This window comes from Bacillus sp. JJ1533, assembly GCF_036965045.1.
GTDB lineage: Bacteria > Bacillota > Bacilli > Bacillales > Bacillaceae_L > Ferdinandcohnia.
This window is the reverse complement of record NZ_JBALOV010000007.1, coordinates 12,323-32,824: the sequence shown is the minus strand read 5'-3', so window position 1 is coordinate 32,824 and position 20,502 is coordinate 12,323. Positions and strand designations below refer to the sequence as shown.

Genomic DNA, 20,502 nt, shown 5'->3' with positions numbered 1-20,502 from the left:
TCTATTGCTAAAATAGTATATGGAGAGAGCCCATTTCATGTGAAAATTGAAAAGCGCAAGCGCCTTGCTATTATCTCTTTTGGCATTTTGGGCAGTAATGGGTGCCCCTTCCGCCGACGACGGTTTTTTCTATTTCTGTTCCACACTTTTGGCATGCTTTTCCGTTTTGACCGTAAACGTAGAGCTGTAATTGGAACATGCCGATTTCACCTTGTGTGTTAACATAAGAGCGAATTGTACTTCCACCTTTTTCAACAGCCTCATTCAATGTTTGAATGATTTCATGGTGGAGTTTCTTCATTTCCTTTTTAGTCAGTGAATTTGCTTCACGTTCTGGATAAATCCCAGCCCTAAACAATGCTTCATCCACATAAATATTCCCAAGTCCGACAACTTTTGTTTGATCGAGAAGAGCAACTTTTACTTTTCGACTCGTCTTTGATAGCTTTTCTTCTAAATAATTCAGTGTAAATTCTTGTGAAAAGGGTTCAGGACCTAATTGGGATAAAGGAAGGCTCCCCTCTTCTTCCCCTTTACTAAATAAATGCATCGTTCCAAATTTCCGAACATCTCGATAGCGAAGCTCAGTTCCATCTGTAAAAGTAAATAAAACATGGGTATGTTTATCATATGGTTCGTCTTTATCATAAAGGCCATATCTACCTTCCATGCGTAAATGAGACACCATCACATAATCATCCAATATAAACTTTAAAAATTTACCTCTTCGCTCTACATCATGAATGGTTTGATCACGAAGAGCGTCACAAAATTGTTCAGGCTCTTCTGGTTTTTTGATGATTTTTGGCCATAGTACCGTCACATGATTGATTGTCTTTCCATTAACAAGCTGAGTTAATGTGCGTCTAACGGTTTCGACCTCTGGCAGCTCAGGCATTTAATCACTTCCTAGTTTTTACAATAGATATTATTTCGCATCATACCAGGTCTTTCCGTACGCATAATCGACCTTTAATGGTACTTTTAAAGAAATTGCATTTTCCATCACTTCTGGGACAATCTTTTTCAATACTTCAATTTCTTCTTCAGGTGCTTCAAAAATTAATTCGTCATGCACCTGTAAAAGCAACTTTGCTTTAAGCTTTTCTTCTTTTAATCTGGCAACCATATCAATCATTGCTTTTTTGATGATATCAGCGGCACTCCCTTGAATCGGAGTATTCATCGCGGTTCTTTCTGCAAAGCTGCGAACATTAAAATTACGAGCTGTTATTTCAGGAATATATCGTCTTCTGTGAAGAAGGGTCGATACATACCCCTTTTGTCTGACATCCTCAACGATATCCTCCATATATTCCTTCACACCTGGGAAGCTTGTAAAATAGCGCTCAATAAAATGTCCCGCTTCTTTTCTTGTTATGCCAAGGTTTTGTGACAATCCAAAATCACTTATTCCGTACACGATTCCAAAGTTAACAGCTTTTGCCTGACGCCGCATATTGGATGTAACCTCATCCTCCTTTACATGAAATACATCCATTGCAGTCTTTGTGTGGATATCCAAATCATTCGTAAAGGCGTGGATTAGATTTTCGTCATTTGCAATATGTGCGAGCACCCTTAGTTCAATCTGAGAATAGTCAGCTGCAAACATTAACCAATCCTTTTTCGAAGGAACAAAAGCTTGTCTTATTTTTCGTCCTTCCTCCAAACGAATTGGGATGTTTTGTAGGTTTGGATCTGTTGAACTGAGTCTTCCAGTTTGGGTTAAAGCTTGTTGGAATCGAGTATGAACCTTGCATGTATCTTCATGTACAACCTTTAATAGCCCTTCAATATAAGTAGATTGAAGCTTTCCAACTTGTCGATAATGCAAAATATAATCAATAATCTCATGCTCTTTAGCCAGCTTTTCAAGAATATCAGCAGAAGTTGAATACCCTGTTTTTGTTTTCTTGTACACGGTGAGTTGAAGTTTCTCAAAAAGAATGACACCGAGCTGCTTTGGTGAGTTAATATTAAATTCCTCTCCAGCCAGCTCATATATCTTTTGTTCAAGCTCTTGAAGATGTTGCTTTAATTCTTCTCCCATCGCTTTTAGTCGTTCAACATCAACCTTAACACCTGTTGCTTCCATATCAGCTAATATGAGCGATAACGGCATTTCTAACTCCGTGAAAAGCTCAGATTGTTCATTTTCCTGAAGTTCTTGTTGGAAAGTATCTTTTAGTTTATTGAGAACAACCGCTTTTCTCACTAGATGTTCAGAAAGAACCTCTTCACCAGGTATGCTTTGCTTCGCACCTTTTCCGTAAACAACTTCATCATTTTGCACGTCTGTTATTCCCTTTAATTTCGCTATTGCTGCAATATCCTCTGTCGAATCAGAAGGATTTAAAATGTAGGAGGCAATTAAACAATCAAAATCGATTCCTTGTAAATCGATTCCTTTCCATCTCAATGCCACAATTGATTTCTTTGCATCAAATACCGTTTTCTTTTTTTCTATGTCTTTTGCCCATTCCTTAAAACCTTCGGATTCAAGTGCGACCTTTGTTGGAATATAATAATTCCCATTTTTGTTTGAAATCGCAATTCCTTGGATGTCTGCTCTATGGTAGCTTTCATCGAGCACTTCCACAATTAAAGAAGACTCATCTGTTAACATGTCACCTGTAACTTCATCCACGCTCTTAAATGAAACCTCTTCTAAGGGCTTGTCTTCTGTTTTTTCACTTGTCTCTACTTTATCGAGTAGCGAGTTAAATCCAAGCTCTTTGAAAAGCTTTATTACTTCATCGCCATCATAGCCGTTATACTCAAGCTCAGAAATACTGATCTCGATTGGGGCCTCACGATAGATAGTAGCAAGCTTCTTACTCATAATTGCTTGGTCTTTATTTTCTTCTAATTTTTCTTTAAGCTTCTTCCCGCTTACTTTATCAATTGAATCTAAAAGTCCTTCCAATGTATGGAACTCATGCAGTAGCTTTAGTGCTGTTTTTTCACCTACGCCTGGAACACCTGGAATATTATCAGAGCTATCTCCCATAAGTCCTTTCATATCAATAATGCGTTCGGGTGTAATTCCATATTTCTCTTTGATGAAATCCGGTGTGTACGAATCAACATCTGTAATCCCTTTTTTCGTTATATCAACAGTGACATGGTTTGAAGCAAGCTGTGTTAAGTCTTTATCCCCTGAAATAACCTTAACCTCAAAGCCTTCTTTTTCAGCCTGAAGTGAGATTGTTCCAATAATATCATCGGCTTCATAGTTTTCTAATTCATATCTGGCAATCTTGTAAGCATCAAGGAGCTCTCGCAAAAACGGAAATTGCTCTGAAAGCTCAGGAGGTGTTTTTTGCCGACCTCCTTTATATTCACTAAAAGTACTATGTCTAAATGTTGTTTTCCCTGCATCGAAGGCTACTAATATATGTGATGGTTTTTCCTGTTCAAGAATTCGGTTCAGAATCATCGTAAAGCCATAAATGGCATTCGTATGTACACCCTTATCATTATTTAACAGCGGTAAAGCAAAAAATGCTCGATACGCAATACTATTTCCATCGACTAATACAATTTTTTTATCCAAGAAAAATCCTTCCTTTCTATGACAACTTGGACCAACCTATTAAAACATATAAAATAGCCGTCTCTTCCTACTGTTCATTTTAGCATGTCATGAACAGAATGAAAAATAACGGCTACTTATGAAGATTTATTAGTCAGTGTATCCCATTAACAATCTAGCGTACGGAGAGTCAGCTGGTAATATGATAACTGTTTCTCCATCAATTGTAGTTTTATAGGATTCTAACGTACGGAACAAATTGTAAAACTCTGGGTCCTTTGAGAAGGCTTCATTATATACACGAGCAGCTTCTCCTTCCCCTTGACTTCGAATAATCTCCGCTTCTGCTTGTGCTTTCGCAATAATTTCTTTTACTTCTCTGTCAGTTTCAGCTTCGATTTCGTTTTTCTTAGCATCTCCCTCTGACAGATAGTTTTGTGCGGTTGACTCACGTTCGGAAATCATTCTTGTATACACCGATTGTTCGTTTTCAGCTGGTAAATCCGTACGCTTCATACGAATATCAGTTACAACGATTCCATATTTGTCTTCCTCAAGGTTTTTATTTACGATATCTGTTATACGATCATTTAGACTACCACGCTCAGATTTCTCATCGTTAATAATTTCATCATAATTCAATTGGCCAAGCTCAGTTCGAATGGCAGAATAGACAAATTCATCAAGCTTTGCTTCCGCATTTACGACTGTTCTCGTTGTGGAAATCATTTGTTTAGGGTCTTCAATACGCCAAATCGCATAATTATCAATCATCATTCGCTTTTTGTCTTTCGTGTTTATTTCTGCCTCTTCCACATCATAAATCATTTGATATTTTGGTAATGTTTCAACAGACTGAATGAATGGAATTTTATAAGAAAGACCAGGCTTCTCAATAATTCGAACTACTTCACCGAATTGACGAACTACTTTGTATTCACCTTCTCTAACAATAAATAAATTCACCAAAACAATTCCAATTAGAATCAAAACGACAAGGATTGAAATACCACCCTTTGTGTATTTACCAAATTTATTTGAAGCTTTTTTTTCATTTAAATCAACAACGTTTTCACTCATTGGTTACCACTCCCTTCTGTTTCTACAGGAGGAACCTGCGCTTGACTTCCAGCAGGACGAATAGGCAAGTATTTCATGGTATTGCCGTCATCCTTCATAATATAAATCTCTGTATTTGGTAATACTTCATCTAATGTTTCTAGAACGAGACGTTTTCTTGTAATCTCAGGGTTTTTAACATATTCATTGTATAATGCGTTAAATGTTGCGACATCCCCACGAGCAATTTCAATACGAGCTGCTTTATCCCCGGTAGCACGAGAAATAAGGGCTTTTTCCTCCCCTTTTGCCTCATTCAATTTTTGGTTACGGTATTTGGTAGCTTCGTTTACTTTTGTATTCCTTGTTTCACGGGCATCTGTTACATTCGTAAATGCCTTTCGAACCTCATCATTCGGCAATTCAACATCCTGCAATTTAACAGCTGTTACCGAAACTCCAACATCATATTTCTTTAAAAGGTCAGTTAATAAATCTCTTACCTCGGCTTCAATTTCAGCCTTACCAGATGTTAAAGCATCATCAATTTTAGAACTACCAATAATACTTCTTAACGATGCAGAAGTCGCATTATATAAAATTTGCTCTGGATCCTCTGAATTAAAAAGGAATTTAGATGGATCGGTAATTTGCCATTGAACAACCATGTCAGCGAGAACAATATTTTCGTCACCAGTTATCATTTTTGTATCCTTAGGGACATCGGTGATCTCACCATCTTTTTGGTTATATCCAAACTGCAAACTATACGTTGTTTTTGGCAGCGTCTCTACATCTTGGATTGGCCATGGCATTTTGAAGTGAAGGCCAGGCTCTGTAATTCCTTCATCTGCTTTCCCAAAAGTTAAAATAATTGCTTGCTCTGATTCATCAACTGTATACCAGGATGTGAAACCAACCACACCTAAAATCAGCACAAGCACACTTAGTCCAATGATTGTATAAATTCGTTTCAAACTAACCATGCTTTCCCCCCTCAAATTATATCTACAATGTTGTATACGAATATATCCTAAAAAGGTTTCAGATTCATTAAAAAAAAGACAAGGATATTACGTCCTTGTCACAAAGTTTGGCCTTCTAAAATGAAGGGGTTCTCATTAACATCATAAGGTTCAGATATTAAGACAATATGATTCCTTTGTAAACATTTTGTAAATTAGGACACTTTAATGATTAGCGGATGTTAATTTCTTTTTTAAACGAATCATAAATGTAGTCCCTTCCCCAACCTTACTGTTTACTTTTACAACCCCTTCATGTGCCTCGATAATATGCTTTACAATGGCAAGCCCTAAACCAGTGCCCCCAGAATTTCTGCTTCTAGCTTTATCCACACGATAAAATCTTTCAAAGATTCGGGAGAGCTCGTTTTCTTCAATGCCAATCCCAGTATCAATAATTTGAATTTCAACATATTCTCCCAGGTTTTTTGCTTTTACAGCAACCTTGGCTTTATTCGGAGAATACGACAAACTATTATTTATCACATTGATAAAGACTTGCTTCAGTCTGTCTACATCACCATCTATTACCGTTTTTTCCTCATCTACAGTAAGCTCGAGCTGAATGTCCTTTTCCTCGGCTTTTGATTTAAGCATTCGTAAACTATTTTCTAACAGTTCTTTCACATTAACGCGTGAAAGGTTAAGCGAAAAACCCTTATTCTCCATCTTTGATAAATCCAATAAATCTTGAATGAGAACTTGAAGTCGATGACTCTCATTTAGAATAATTGTTAAAAATTCTTCTAAGACTTCTCTATCATTCATTGCACCATCTAATAATGTCTCGGCAAACCCTTTAATAGAAGTAATTGGTGTTCGAAGTTCATGGGAAACATTTGCAACAAAGTCCTTACGCATTTGTTCAAGCCTTTTCAAATCTGAAATATCATGAAAGACAAGAACAACACCCTTCCATTCCACATTTGCTCCTAATATTGGTGAAGCATATACTTCAAAATCCTTTTGTTCGTTACCAATCATCAAGTGGATTTGTCTTCGTATGTTTCGCTCGGTCATAAAAATTTCTTCTACCAAGTTTACAATTTCTTTGTAGGTAAAGGCCTCATAATAGAGTTTCCCCATTAGATTGTCTTGGTCCATTTTGAATATGTCATTGATTGACCGATTGAAAATATTAATATAACCTTTGCTATCAATAAACAATAATCCGCTTCCCATATTTTCAATCAAGGTATGTAACCGGTCATGTTGCATTTCATAGGACTTCGTCATTTCTTCAATATTTCTTGCCACAATATTAATGGATTGTCCCAATATACCAGAAGCACTTATATGATCTTCATAGGTTCTTGCTCGATAATCTCCCTTTGCAAGTTCTTTAACTGCTTTGGTTGCAGCATCAATTGGTTTTGTATAGGTGGTCGTGATTCTTACAATCAGCGAAAGAATGATAACTAATGCGATACCAAGACAAATGATGAGAGCCATCCAAACCTCCTGGACTGTTCTTTCAACAGATGTTCCATGTATCGCGCTATTCGTGATAAGACTACTAATGAATTGCCCCAACACAAAACCCATACAAAGAAAAACGATGATAATTAAAAAAATAATTGCAAATAGAAGTCTCGAGTGAAATTTATTCATTGAGTTTTGGCTCCTCAAGCTTATAGCCTAATCCCCTTACCGTTTTTATCATACTTGGTTTTTTCGAGTCTTTCTCAATTTTTTCTCTTAAATGGCTGATATGAACATCGACAATTCTTGTATCACCAGCAAAATCATAATTCCAGACTGCACTTAAAAGCTGGTCCCGACTTAGAACTCTTCCTTTATTTTTTGCTAAATAAGCAAGAAGTTCGAATTCTTTTGGTGTGAGATCAAGAGCTTCCTCGTGAATATACGCCTCGAAATTATCAGGTAAAATTCGAAGGGATCCAATCGCAATTTGCGTAGTAGTTGCAGTGTCTTCTGAGTTGACTTCTTTCATACTTGTTCTTCTAAGAATGGCCTTCACACGAGCCACTACTTCTCTAGGACTAAATGGTTTTGTCATATAATCATCAGCCCCAAGTTCTAAACCTAAAACCTTATCAAATTCATCGTCCTTAGCAGTTAACATTAGGATTGGTATATCTACTTTATTTTGACGAAGCTGCTTGCATACTTCGATCCCATCCAGTTTTGGCAGCATTAAGTCAAGAACGATAATTTGCGGTCTTTCTGCTAGGGCTTTCTCTAAGCCTTCTTCTCCGTCCATAGCAGTAATAACCTCGTAGCCTGCCTGTTGAAGGTTATACTGAAGTAATGTAATAATCGACCGTTCATCCTCCACAACCAATACTTTTTTGTTCATTGTCTTCCTCCATCAAAATATGATAAACCCCATCAATTTTCTCTCTATCTAAAATCATTATAGAATAACATTTCTGGACTTGCCATGAAAATAAAAAAAAGAGAGGCTAAGCTCTCTAAAAATTCTCCAGTATTTTCCCTTCCAGTGGCGTGATCCGATGTGGAGGACAAACGAGTAATTTGCCTTCAATTGCCCTTGATTCACCTTCATCGAATGCGGTAACTGAAATTTCAACAGTATGATCATGAAAATTAACTTTTGTGACCTCAAATAGAAATTGAACGGTGTCGTAGTGATACAAAGGCAGCAAAAATTCAATTTCCTGCTTAAGAATATGACTGCCAGGGCCAGGTAGATATTTTGATACAGCGGCTGATATAATACCTGTTAGCATAACGGTTGGAACAATTGGCTTTTTAAATGGGGTCTGAGATGCATAATCATGTTGGATATACAGTGGATTTGCATCATTTGTCAAACCTAAATATAATAGTAAATCTTTATCCTCAATTTTCTCAGTTAATGTTAATTTTTCACCAACTGTCATTTCTTCAATCATTCTGCCTAGTTTACGCTTTTTCCCTAATAACATGAAAAAGGTCACACCTCCGTGAAATTGAAAACGATTACAAGATTATGTATAAAAAATCCGGGGAGACCCCGAATCTTTTTAGTTTATGATTAGGCAAGGATATTCATGACGTTTTTTACGGAATCCGCGGATTTTGCGAGCTCTGCTTTTTCTTGTTCTGTAAGTTCAAGCTCAATGATTTTTTCAATACCATTTGCACCTAGGATGGTTGGTACTCCTAGATAAATTCCAGTAAAGCCATATTCACCTTCTAAATATGCAATAGCAGGTAAGACACGGCGTTGGTCTTTAATGATAGCTTCAACCATTTCTACTAGAGAAGCTGCTGGAGCATAGTATGCACTGCCATTCCCCAACAGGTTGACAATTTCACCGCCACCCTTACGTGTACGTTCTACTATTGCGTCTAAGCGATGTTTTGGAATTAAAGTTTCGAGTGGAATGCCTCCTGCATAGGAGTAACGAACTAGTGGCACCATGTCATCACCATGACCCCCTAGAACAAATCCAGTAATATCTTTTACCGATAAATTTAGTTCCTGGGCAATAAATGTACGGAATCGAGCAGTGTCAAGTACGCCTGATTGGCCAATGACACGGTTTTTTGGGAAACCAGATTCCTTGAACACAGTATATGTCATAGCGTCAACTGGATTTGTTAAAACAATGATATAGCTATTTGGAGAGTGTTTGACAATTTCCTGGGCAACACTTTTCATTATTTTTTGGTTGGTTTGAACAAGATCATCACGACTCATCCCTGGTTTACGTGCAATGCCAGCAGTAATAACAACGATGTCGGATTCAGCGGTATCCTCATAATTAGCTGTACCGGTAATATTTGCATCAAACCCTTGAACAGGACTTGCTTCTAGCATGTCTAAAGCCTTTCCTTTTGTAGGGCTCTCCATTTGTGGAATATCAACTAAAACGACGTCTCCTAATTCTTTTTGAGCAAGTAGAAAAGCTGTTGTAGCACCAGTAAATCCACTACCAATTACAGAGATTTTTTTCCGTTTAAATTGACTCATTCTATATCCTCCCATATGCAAGTAACTACCCTAGAAGGGTAGTTACTTATATTTATGATTAGCCTAAGTTTTTGATTAATTCGTTAGCAAACTCTGAACATTTTACTTCTGTTGCACCTTCCATTAGACGTGCGAAGTCGTAAGTTACAACTTTAGATTCAATCGTTTTTTCCATTGAATTCATGATTAGAGTTGCAGCTTCATTCCAACCAAGGTGTTCAAGCATTAATACACCTGATAATAGAACAGAGGATGGGTTGACTTTGTCTAAACCAGCATATTTAGGTGCAGTTCCGTGTGTAGCTTCGAAAATTGCATGTCCAGTTTCATAGTTAATATTAGCTCCCGGCGCAATTCCAATTCCACCAACTTGTGCAGCTAACGCATCAGAAATGTAATCACCGTTTAAGTTCATTGTAGCTACAACATCAAATTCACGAGGACGTGTTAGGATTTGTTGTAAGAAGATATCAGCAATTGAATCCTTTACAATAATCTTGCCTTCAGCTTCAGCATCTGCTTGAGCTTTATTAGCTGCATCTTTACCTTCTTCTTCAACGATACGGTCATATTGAGCCCAAGTGAATACTTTATCGCCAAATTCTTGTTCAGCAAGCTCGTAGCCCCAGTTTTTGAAAGCTCCTTCAGTAAACTTCATGATGTTACCTTTGTGAACTAGAGTTACAGACTTACGTCCTTGTTCAATTGCATAGTTAATAGCAGCACGTACAAGACGCTTTGTTCCTTCTTCAGATACTGGCTTGATACCAATTCCAGAAGTTTCTGGGAAGCGGATTTTGTTAACACCTAGTTCAGTTTGAAGGAAGTTAATAAGCTTCTCAACTTCTTCTGAACCTTTTGCATATTCGATACCCGCATAGATATCTTCTGTGTTTTCACGGAAAATAACCATATCTGTATCTTCTGGACGCTTAACTGGTGAAGGTACACCTGTGAAATAACGTACCGGACGAAGACAAGTAAATAAATCTAGTTCTTGACGTAATGCAACGTTTAATGAACGGATACCGCCACCAACTGGCGTAGTAAGAGGTCCTTTAATAGCAATTATGTACTCGCGAATAAGATCTAATGTTTCTGCTGGTAACCATTCGCCAGTTTGATTGAAAGCTTTTTCCCCTGCTAGTACTTCTTTCCAAACGATGGACTTTTCGCCGTTGTATGCTTTTTCAACAGCTGCTTCTAATACACGTGACGCTGCTGCCCAAATATCTGGACCAGTTCCATCACCTTCAATAAAAGGAATAATTGGATTGTTTGGTACGTTTAACACGCCATTTGATACTGTAATTTTTTCTCCTGCCACTAGTATTACCTCCTAAAATTCTTAAGAAGTATCTCAGGGAGAATTTCCTCATGAGACACTTCTCCATTTTACTATATATTGTATTGATTTATTAACCTCTTTGGTTGATCGGAACGTACTGTTGCATTCCTGGTCCAGTATATTCGGCACGTGGACGGATTAAGCGGTTGTTATCATATTGTTCTAGAATATGAGCTAACCAACCAGAAACACGGCTAACTGCAAAGATAGGAGTAAATAAATCATGATCAATACCTAAGCTATGGTATACAGATGCTGAGTAGAAGTCAACATTTGGTGGTAACGGTTTCTCACTTGTAACAACTTCTTCAATTTTCGTTGACATGTCATACCATTTTGGTTCACCTGTAATAGAAGTTAGTTTTTGAGACATCGCTTTCAAGTGTTTAGCACGTGGGTCACCTTTACGGTATACTCTGTGTCCAAATCCCATGATTTTTTCTTTGTTTGCTAATTTTGTTTTAATATAATTTTCAACGTTATCAACTTCTTCGATTTCGGTAAGCATTTTCATAACTGCTTCATTTGCACCACCGTGTAGCGGACCTTTTAGTGCTCCAATCGCAGCGGTAACACCCGAATAAATATCAGAAAGAGTTGCTACACAAACACGAGCTGTGAAAGTCGATGCATTAAGTTCGTGATCAGCATGAAGAACTAACGCTTTATTAAATGCTTCTTCTGCAATTTCACTTGGCTCTTGGCCGCTAAGCATATATAAAAAGTTCGCTGCAAAGCTAAGGTCAGTGCGAGGCGCAACTGGCTCTAATCCTTTACGTACACGAGAAAAAGCGGTAACAATTGTAGGTAATTTAGCTTGCAGGCGAATCGCCTTACGATAGTTTGCTTCTGGATCCATTACGTCTGCTTCTTCATCATACAGTCCTAATAGTGATACTGCTGAACGAAGCGCTGCCATAGGATGTACCTTATCGATAGGATATGTTTTGAAATGAGTTAATACTTCTTGAGGTAGACTCGCATTATCAGCAAGTTGCTGCTTTAGTTCAGCTAACTCCTCATTAGTTGGAAGTTTGCGGTGCCATAATAGGTAGACAACCTCTTCAAAACTAGCATTCTCAGCTAAATCATCGATATCGAATCCTGCATACGTCAGTGTGTCATCAATAATTGAACTGACTGAAGATGTTGTTGCTACAATTCCTTCAAGACCCTTTGTTGCTGTCATAAGACCCTCTCCTTTTTTTATATTCCCCTACCCCCTTAAGAGGTAAAATGAGCGCATGCTCAAAAATAAAACAAATTTGCACAGTATCGAGTATGCGTTAATTACCCTTCATTTCGTGAAGTAAATGCTTTCATTTTTGAGGAAATCACTCTAAGCCACAAATATCAAAATAATATTGTGACATTTCAACGAATTAGCAAGTGATATGTAGAAATGTTGTTACCCTCGACTCTATTATAATAAAAAATCAGACTTTTGTGAATCAAAAGAGACTAATTTCCTTAACAAACTATTATTACACAAAAATATTTTCACTAGGTTTACTTATGAACAGAGCCGAACACTAAAACAATCATCTAAAATAGATTTTACTATTTATGGGGTATTTTGCAGTTTGTTCACGAAATTTTTTCACTCACTCTTACGTATAATATCATATTTATCATTTTTTCTCCATAATTGGAAACTTTATTATTCATTTCTTCGTATTTACTTTTAAAGTCTTCTTAGGGATTGTAAAATAATAGATAAAGATTAGCTAGGGAGGAAAAAGGTTGAACATTAACTATGTATACGGTTTTCTTCGATTTCTGTTAGTTTTTGCATTGGTAGTAATTGGCATCGTATTATTTTATTTTTTATTTAAACTTACCTATCCGTTTATTTTTGCTTTATTAATTGCGTTTCTCATTAACCCGCTAGTCAATTTTTTCGAACGTAAAGGAAGAATGCCTAGAGGATTATCTGTATTTATAGGGATATTCATTGTGTTTGGGGTTGTCACGGGGCTCCTTACCTTATTAATTGCAGAAATTATTTCAGGAGCAAATTATTTGGCAAAAGAGGTTCCGCAGCATTTTGAAAAACTAGTGGTTTACTTTGAAGATTTAATAGTGGGTCAAATAATTCCTCTATATGAAAGATTAACGAGTATGTTCGATAACTTAGATCAAGGCCAGCAACAAACCATTATGGATAATATCAGCAATGTTGGTACAACCATTGCAACGAATGTTGGGGAGTTTGTAAAAGCGTTCTTAGAAAACATCCCTAAATTTCTAGGCTGGTTGCCGAATGCAGCAACTGTTATTGTATTTTCACTACTAGCAACATTTTTCATTAGCAAGGATTGGAATAAATTCATCATTATGGGGCGGAAGTTTATCCCTGTAAAGGCCAGAACGAGTGGAAAATCTGTGTTTGTAGAATTAAAGAAAGCGTTGTTTGGATTTATTAAAGCACAAGCAACTCTTATTTCAATTACTGCAGGAATCGTATTAATTGGTTTACTCATTTTAAGAGTTGATTATGCAATTACAATTGCGTTGTTAATTGGGCTTGTTGATCTTCTTCCGTATTTAGGAACAGGTCTCGTATTTGTTCCGTGGATTATATACTCCGCATTTAGCGGGAATATTCCACTAGCAATCGGCCTAGGTATTTTATATATTGTGGTCATCGTCCAGAGGCAGGTTATGGAGCCCAAAGTCATCTCGTCAAGCATTGGACTTGATCCTTTGGCAACCTTGATATCGCTTTTTGTTGGGTTTCAATTATTTGGTTTCATCGGATTAATAATCGGACCTGTAATCTTAGTCATCATAAAAACATTATATTCAACAGGGGTATTTCAAGATTTATGGTATTTTATTATCGGAAAAGAAACGTAAGACCAAAAGCGTAAGCGCCTTGATACGAACATCGACTAAAAACTGCCACGTCCTGTGGCAAACGTCGATGTCAGCACTTCCTCGAAAATGCATTGCATTTTCTTCGTGCGATGATTATGCTTCCGAAGCATTCCTTTTCCTGTGCAAGTCCGACAAGCATAAGAAAAGCTGGCGAGAAGGATGTACTTTATCCTTCTTGACAGATTGGCTTATGACCTCGAGCTGCTCAAAGCACTAAGGAAGGCTTCCTTGCGTAATCCTCGCAGGGACAAGCTATGCTTGTTCAGAAGCTTCTCGCAAGATACTCGCAGAAGCATATTCGAGGTGAAAACTGGCTAGGCGCTGAAGCTGGACATGGATACACCAATTAAAAGAGTTATCCGCAAAGATAAATGTTTAGAATTTCTTAAAGCAAGAAAAAGCCATGCGTAAGCAATGGCTTTTTCCCTTCTTTACCAACGGCGTATCACTGTGAATTGTCCTCTATCCATTCTCCGTCTAATCCAGTTCGCAATAATCGGTTTAATAAAATTTCGTGTTACAGGAAAGATTAGTAGAAAGCCCGTCAAATCAGTAACGTAGCCGGGAGTGAAAAGCAAGATAGCACCAAGTAGAATACATATTCCATCCATTATCGCTTCACCTGGTACTACCCCTTGATCCATCTGTTGTCTTGCCCTTCTTATTGCTTCTAGGCCTTGTTTTTTGGCTAGCCATGCACCAATCACACCTGTAAGAATGATTAATAGGAAAGTAATTGGAACCCCAAGTGTCTTACCCGAAAAAATAAGGACACTGATTTCTAATGCCGGTACAATGATTATCAATGCTAGTAAAACTCTCATATAAGATCCTCCTCAAAGATGAAGGCTTTTCCTCTATTATACGTTTCCTGTTCTTAAAAAAGTAGTGCTACAGAAAAAAAGAGAAGGTTACCCTTCTCTTTTTTTATAGAACATTTGCATGTCCTTCGTATATAACCCCACGAGATGAATCAACTGTAATATCTTGTCCATCTTTTAAGAGTGTTGTTGCTTTTTCAACTCCCACAATCACAGGAATTCCCAGGCTTAATCCAACTACAGCTGCATGGCTAGTTAGACCGCCTTCTTCCGTAATTAACGCAGAAGCTTGCTCCACGTATTTTACCATGTCACGGTCAGTAGAAGGTGTTACAAGGATTGCTCCATCGTACATCTTTGCTTCAGCTTCTGCACTATTATGAGCGATTACCACTTTTCCAAAAGCTGACTTTCTACCGATTCCTTGTCCATTTACAATCGTGTTTCCAACCACATGAATCTTCATAATGTTAGTTGTTCCACATTCTCCAACTGGTACTCCAGCTGTAATGACAACTAAATCACCAGGTTTGATAATTCCAGTATTTAATGCCACATCAACGGAATTATCAAGCATTTCATCTGTCGATTTTGCCACGTTTCCTGTTTGTGGGTATACGCCCCAAACAAGTGAAAGCTTTCTAGTTGTTGATTCATTTGCAGTTACAGCAATGATCGGTGCCTTTGGACGGTATTTTGAAATCATTCTTGCAGTATGTCCACTTTCAGTAGGTGTTACAATTGCAGAAGCATCTAGGTTTAGTGCAGTATGAGCAACCGATTGACCAATTGCATCTGTAATTGAAATACCGGAAATTCTACTACGTTGAGATAAGATTTCACGATGAACTAAAGCGTCTTCCGCACGTGACGCAATATTATGCATTGTTTGTACAGCCTCAACTGGATATGAACCAGCAGCTGTTTCACCAGATAACATAATGGCATCAGTACCATCAAAAATCGCATTCGCAACGTCACTAGCTTCTGCACGAGTAGGTCTAGGGTTACGCTGCATAGAGTCTAGCATTTGAGTTGCTGTGATTACTGGTTTACCAAGTGCATTACACTTCTTAATTAAATCCTTTTGAACGAGTGGTACTTCTTCAGCAGGGATTTCAACACCTAAGTCACCACGGGCTACCATGAGTCCGTCAGAAACTTCTAGGATTTCCTCGATGTTATCGACACCCTCTTGGTTTTCAATTTTAGGAATAATTTGGATAGCTTTACCATTATTTTCTTCCAGTAATTCTCTGATTTCTAAAACGTCTGAAGCACGACGAACGAAGGATGCTGCGATGTAATCAACATCTTGTTGGATACCGAAAATAATGTCCTTTGCATCTTTTTCAGTAATACCAGGTAAATTCACACGTACGCCTGGTACGTTTACACCTTTTTTATTTTTCAATGTTCCACTATTTAATATTTTTGTTAGAATTTCACGTTTCTGATGATTGATTTCTACAACTTCTAGTCCGATAAGTCCATCATCTAAGAGAATTCTGGAGCCTGGATGTACATCCTCAATAAGACCCGGATATGTAATTGAGAATTTCTCCGGTGTACCCACCACTTCTTCCATCGAAATAGTTATATTTGATCCTTCATTTAATTCAATTGCACCATTTTCCATTGTATTCGTACGGATTTCTGGGCCTTTTGTATCTAATAAAATCGCAATATTTTTGCCAGTTATTTTAGAAGCTTCGCGGATATTTTTAATACGTGCGCCATGCTCTTCAAAATCACCATGCGAAAAATTCAATCTTGCTACATTCATACCAGCATTGGCTAAAGCAACAAGTTTTTCGATACTTTCACTTGCTGGTCCTATCGTGCATACTATTTTTGTTTTTCTCATTACATTTTCCTCCTCTATAATCGCTTTTTTCAATCTGAGCGATTACCAACACTTCCACAAAGAATTATACCGAAGTCTTAACTAAATTGATAGTTCTTGCGCCAGGTTATACATTTTTTCGTCAACTGTATGTTTACGATCTAAGATTTCCATAATATCGTGATCGACTAATTGGTTCTGTTGGATTCCGACAGCTCTTCCACCTTTTCCTTCTAGTAAAAGCTCAACAGCTTTAGCTCCTAGACGACTAGCTAATACTCTGTCTGTTGCAGTTGGAGAACCACCACGTTGAATATGTCCAAGCACACTCACTCTTGTTTCAAAACTTGTAGCTTCTTGTATTTTCTTCCCTATTTCTACACCGCTGCCTACACCTTCAGCGACAACAATAATGCTATGTTTCTTTCCACGTTCATGGCCACGGTTAAGCTTTGCGACAACTTCATTTAAATCATGTTCTACTTCTGGGATTAGAATGGTTTCTGCCCCACCAGCTAATCCAGCCCATAATGCAAGATCACCAGCATGTCTACCCATTACTTCAATTACATATGTACGTTCATGTGAAGTTGCCGTATCTCTAATTTTATCAATTGCATCTATTACCGTATTAAGTGCAGTATCAAAACCGATAGTAAAATCAGTACCAGGAATGTCATTGTCAATCGTGCCTGGTACACCTACACATGGAAAACCTAATTCTGTTAATTTTTGAGCACCGCGGTATGAACCATCGCCACCGATTACAACTAAACCTTCGATTCCTAATTTTTTCAGTTGTTCAATACCTTGTTTACGGCCTTCTTCTGTCTTGAATTCCACACATCTTGCCGTATAGAGCATTGTACCACCACGATGAATGATATCACCGACATCTCCAATTTCTAACTTTTTAATCTGTCCACTTATAAGCCCGGCATATCCCTGATAAATTCCATATACTTCAACATCATGATAAATCGCTTTACGTACAACAGCACGAATAGCAGCGTTCATTCCTGGTGAATCTCCACCGCTTGTTAAGACACCTATTCTTTTCATTTTTCCACCTCTATGTAAAAAATAATCGTGAATTAGCATATTATTTCGCTAATACTATTCTTTCGCAATATGTATAAAATAACACTAATATATAAGTAAAACAAGTTGCGATACCGTAATAATTTTAGAAAAAAGTGTGAAAACGTGTCAAAAAATCAAAAAATATTAGGAATTTTGGGAGTGGGATTCGAACATAACGTCCCTTCTAACATAATTATGTCGAATTTTTGAAAAGGGCACAATAACTCCTTTATGAACAAGCAAAGTAAAACGTGCTCTACACATTGGTAGATGCACGTCTACTGTATTCACTGAACTCCGATATACTCTTCTTCAGCTATATTGAATTGACCAATCTGTTTATATTTTTGATAGCGCTGCTGAATTAGCTCATCGTTGTTTAATTTAAGCAATTCCTTTAAAGACTGTAAGAGGACGGTATCGATGGAAGATGCTTGTTCTGCAACATCCTTATGTGCTCCGCCTCTAACTTCAGGAATGATTTCATCTACAATTCCAAGTTCTTTTAAGTCTGGTGCAGTGATTTTCATTGACTCTGCCGCTTTTTTCGCAAGTCCTGCATCTTTCCATAATAATGCAGCTGCACCTTCAGGTGAAATAACTGAATACGTTGAGTTTTCTAGCATATGGATGTGATTCCCAACACCTAATGCAAGAGCCCCACCACTTCCACCTTCGCCGATCACAATACAAATGACAGGAACGGTTAAGCTTGCCATTTCAAAAAGATTTTTCGCAATCGCTTCACTCTGTCCACGTTCTTCTGCCGCTTTACCTGGATATGCACCCTTTGTATCAATAAAACAAATAATGGGACGACTAAATTTCTCAGCCTGCTTCATCAACCGTAGCGCCTTACGATACCCTTCCGGATGTGGCATTCCAAAGTTTCTTCTAATATTTTCTTTCGTATCCTTACCTCGTTGGTGTCCAATGACAGTAACAGGTAAACCATGATATTTAGCGATACCACCAACAATAGCTGCGTCATCTCCGTAATAGCGATCACCATGACACTCGAAAAAGTTTGTAAAAATACGTTCAATATAATCAAGGGTTGTTGGTCTTTCAGGATGACGGGCAATTTGTACACGATCCCACGGTTTCAAATGACTATAGATATCGTTTTCCAGCTTTTGAAGTCTTGATTCTAGCTTTGAAATCTCGTCTGAAAGGTCTACATTTGAGTCACTTGTAAACTCTTTTAGCTCACCAATCTTTTTCTTCAATTCCACAACTGGTTTCTCAAATTCTAGTTCTCCTACCAATTAACTGCACCCCCGTTCATATGAATGTCTACGATATTTGCCAATGTATCTTTTAAATCATGACGGTGGATAACTGCATCTAATTGACCGTGTTTTAATAGAAACTCAGCTGTTTGGAAATCCTCAGGAAGTTCTTCGCGAATGGTTTGCTCAATAATCCTTCGACCTGCGAACCCAATTAATGCACCTGGTTCTGCAAAATTAAAGTCACCTAAGGATGCAAAGCTCGCAGATACACCACCTGTGGTTGGATGAGTCATTATCGAAATAATCAGTCCGCCTTGATCACTAAAAAGCTTTAAGGCTGAGCTTGTTTTTGCCATTTGCATTAGGCTTAACACACCTTCTTGCATCCTTGCTCCACCTGAAGCTGTGAATATTAGAAAAGGAACTTTCTCTTCCTTTGCCTGTTCAATCGCTCTTGTTATCTTTTCGCCTACAACAGAGCCCATACTTCCCATTCGGAAACTTGAATCCATGATCGCTACTATAATACGATTTCCTTCAATAGTACCTTCACCTGTTACAACTGCTTCATTTATACCCGTTTTTTCTTGGTCCTTCTTTAACTTCTCAAGATAATCCGGGAAACCAAGCGGATTTTCGGATACCATGTCATGATTGAACTCAACGAAAGAACCTTCATCAAGCAAGCTTTCTACTCTTTCATAAGCAGTCATTTGATAATGGTAACCACAGTTCATACAAACCTTATTGTTTTTCATTAATTCCTTTGTATACATGATTTTCTTACAGTTTGGACATTTGCTCATGATTCCTTCTGGAACATCTTGTCTTGCCTGTTCTGATGGAATTGAAGCATATTTTTTCTTCTTTACAAAAAAGTCTTTTAACAAAATAAACCTCCTCACACATTTCAATCGAAATGGCTTTTTCGTTTAAATCTATCGCCTTATTGAGCTCGTTTTTAAGACAAAAAGTTGTGTAACGAAAAAAAGGAAAATCTCTATCTTCCTTCGTTTCCAAAAAAGCATGTACTTATACTTTACTGAATGTCTTCTTTATTTTTTGTAGGAATATGTCAATAAAAACTCGACAAATTCCTACAACGTGATTTTTTCGTAGGCAGATAAAGCTTTTGCCACATCTTTTTTACTAAGTGCGTCTACTAACTCATCAAAACCATCTTTGTTTATTACATGTGTCTGTTCTTCATGAATAAACTTCACATATTCATTAATAACGACCCAGATTCGCACTAAAAGTCGATTACCTGTTGCTTCGACAATTGTTTTAAAAAGGGATTCATCGGGATCACTAGCGTCCTTTATGATTCTCCTTAGGTCAGTGATTATTTCATCGTTCATCTTATGGCACGCTATTTCAATACAGGATTTTTCTAGAGTTTGTTTTGTTTCGAGGAGATCATCTTTTGTCTTATCTCCTTGGATAATAAAGGTACCAAGTAAATGAATCAATTGGTGATCCCCGAAGTCCTTTAAGAAGGTACCTTCACCCCTTCTTGTCTCAATTAAGCCTAACAATTCAAGTGACCTTAAGGCCTCTCTTACAGAGGAGCGCCCCACATTAAGACGGTCAGAAAGCTCTCGCTCAGAAGGGATTTTATCTCCAGTGGAAAGTCCATCATCTTGAATGATGGACCTAATTTGTTTCACAATTTCAATGTAAACCTTGGAATTTTGGGATGTCACATTCTCTCATCCTATCAG

General features: G+C 37.6%; 17 protein-coding genes. 1 reads left to right on the top strand and 16 read right to left on the bottom strand.

Features of this window, described 5'->3' with window-relative positions:
* Nucleotides 1-70: 70 nt before the first annotated feature.
* The 10 genes from mutM to citZ form a co-directional block, all read right to left on the bottom strand.
* Nucleotides 71-898 carry a DNA-formamidopyrimidine glycosylase gene (mutM, locus tag V7138_RS04370; RefSeq protein ID WP_335394535.1) on the bottom strand — a complete coding sequence of 276 codons (828 nt, stop codon included), beginning with the start codon at nucleotides 896-898 and terminating at the stop codon, nucleotides 71-73.
* Between the two features lie 30 nt (nucleotides 899-928).
* A complete protein-coding gene (gene polA, locus V7138_RS04365) occupies nucleotides 929-3,559 on the bottom strand; it encodes a DNA polymerase I (RefSeq protein ID WP_335394534.1) in 2,631 nt (876 codons plus the stop codon).
* A 129-nt stretch (nucleotides 3,560-3,688) separates the two neighbouring features.
* The gene (gene hflC, locus V7138_RS04360) at nucleotides 3,689-4,618 is read right to left on the bottom strand and encodes a protease modulator HflC (protein WP_335394533.1); all 930 of its coding nucleotides are present in this window, start codon (nucleotides 4,616-4,618) and stop codon (nucleotides 3,689-3,691) included.
* Nucleotides 4,615-5,583 (bottom strand): FtsH protease activity modulator HflK, encoded by a 969-nt coding sequence (hflK, locus tag V7138_RS04355; protein ID WP_335394532.1) that lies wholly within the window; start codon nucleotides 5,581-5,583, stop codon nucleotides 4,615-4,617. The genes hflC and hflK overlap by 4 nt, the downstream gene beginning before the upstream one ends.
* A 204-nt stretch (nucleotides 5,584-5,787) precedes the next feature.
* Nucleotides 5,788-7,233, bottom strand: coding sequence for a two-component system histidine kinase PnpS (gene pnpS / locus V7138_RS04350; protein ID WP_335394531.1), 1,446 nt, complete (start codon nucleotides 7,231-7,233; stop codon nucleotides 5,788-5,790).
* Nucleotides 7,226-7,942, bottom strand: a complete 717-nt coding sequence (locus V7138_RS04345; RefSeq protein WP_335394530.1) for a response regulator transcription factor — start codon at nucleotides 7,940-7,942, stop codon at nucleotides 7,226-7,228. The genes pnpS and V7138_RS04345 overlap by 8 nt, the downstream gene beginning before the upstream one ends.
* Nucleotides 7,943-8,057: 115 nt before the next feature.
* Complete coding sequence (locus tag V7138_RS04340) at nucleotides 8,058-8,534, bottom strand: MaoC/PaaZ C-terminal domain-containing protein (protein WP_335394529.1); 477 nt, start codon at nucleotides 8,532-8,534, stop codon at nucleotides 8,058-8,060.
* 89 nt (nucleotides 8,535-8,623) lie between these two features.
* Nucleotides 8,624-9,565: a malate dehydrogenase gene (gene mdh, locus V7138_RS04335; protein ID WP_335394528.1), complete on the bottom strand. Its 942-nt coding sequence runs from the start codon at nucleotides 9,563-9,565 to the stop codon at nucleotides 8,624-8,626.
* A 58-nt stretch (nucleotides 9,566-9,623) separates the two neighbouring features.
* Entirely contained in the window at nucleotides 9,624-10,898 is a 1,275-nt protein-coding gene (gene icd / locus V7138_RS04330) for an NADP-dependent isocitrate dehydrogenase (protein ID WP_335394835.1), read from the bottom strand.
* Nucleotides 10,899-10,983: 85 nt separating this feature from the next.
* Nucleotides 10,984-12,102, bottom strand: a complete 1,119-nt coding sequence (gene citZ / locus V7138_RS04325) for a citrate synthase (RefSeq protein WP_335394527.1) — start codon at nucleotides 12,100-12,102, stop codon at nucleotides 10,984-10,986.
* A 554-nt stretch (nucleotides 12,103-12,656) separates the two neighbouring features.
* Between citZ and ytvI the strand changes: the two genes are divergently transcribed.
* Nucleotides 12,657-13,772, top strand: coding sequence for a sporulation integral membrane protein YtvI (gene ytvI / locus V7138_RS04320; protein ID WP_335394526.1), 1,116 nt, complete (start codon nucleotides 12,657-12,659; stop codon nucleotides 13,770-13,772).
* Nucleotides 13,773-14,224: 452 nt separating this feature from the next.
* On the opposite strand, the gene V7138_RS04315 is transcribed toward ytvI, so the two are convergent.
* From V7138_RS04315 to V7138_RS04290, 6 genes are all read right to left on the bottom strand, one after another.
* Nucleotides 14,225-14,617, bottom strand: coding sequence for an FxsA family protein (locus tag V7138_RS04315; protein WP_335394525.1), 393 nt, complete (start codon nucleotides 14,615-14,617; stop codon nucleotides 14,225-14,227).
* A gap of 103 nt (nucleotides 14,618-14,720) precedes the next feature.
* Complete coding sequence (gene pyk / locus V7138_RS04310; RefSeq protein WP_335394524.1) at nucleotides 14,721-16,481, bottom strand: pyruvate kinase; 1,761 nt, start codon at nucleotides 16,479-16,481, stop codon at nucleotides 14,721-14,723.
* Nucleotides 16,482-16,562: 81 nt separating this feature from the next.
* The gene (gene pfkA, locus V7138_RS04305) at nucleotides 16,563-17,522 is read right to left on the bottom strand and encodes a 6-phosphofructokinase (protein ID WP_335394523.1); all 960 of its coding nucleotides are present in this window, start codon (nucleotides 17,520-17,522) and stop codon (nucleotides 16,563-16,565) included.
* Nucleotides 17,523-17,830: 308 nt separating this feature from the next.
* Nucleotides 17,831-18,811 (bottom strand): acetyl-CoA carboxylase carboxyl transferase subunit alpha, encoded by a 981-nt coding sequence (gene accA / locus V7138_RS04300; protein WP_335394522.1) that lies wholly within the window; start codon nucleotides 18,809-18,811, stop codon nucleotides 17,831-17,833.
* Nucleotides 18,805-19,668: an acetyl-CoA carboxylase, carboxyltransferase subunit beta gene (accD, locus tag V7138_RS04295; protein WP_335394521.1), complete on the bottom strand. Its 864-nt coding sequence runs from the start codon at nucleotides 19,666-19,668 to the stop codon at nucleotides 18,805-18,807. The genes accA and accD overlap by 7 nt, the downstream gene beginning before the upstream one ends.
* A gap of 207 nt (nucleotides 19,669-19,875) precedes the next feature.
* The gene (locus tag V7138_RS04290) at nucleotides 19,876-20,484 is read right to left on the bottom strand and encodes a FadR/GntR family transcriptional regulator (RefSeq protein ID WP_335394520.1); all 609 of its coding nucleotides are present in this window, start codon (nucleotides 20,482-20,484) and stop codon (nucleotides 19,876-19,878) included.
* Nucleotides 20,485-20,502 lie beyond the last annotated feature (18 nt).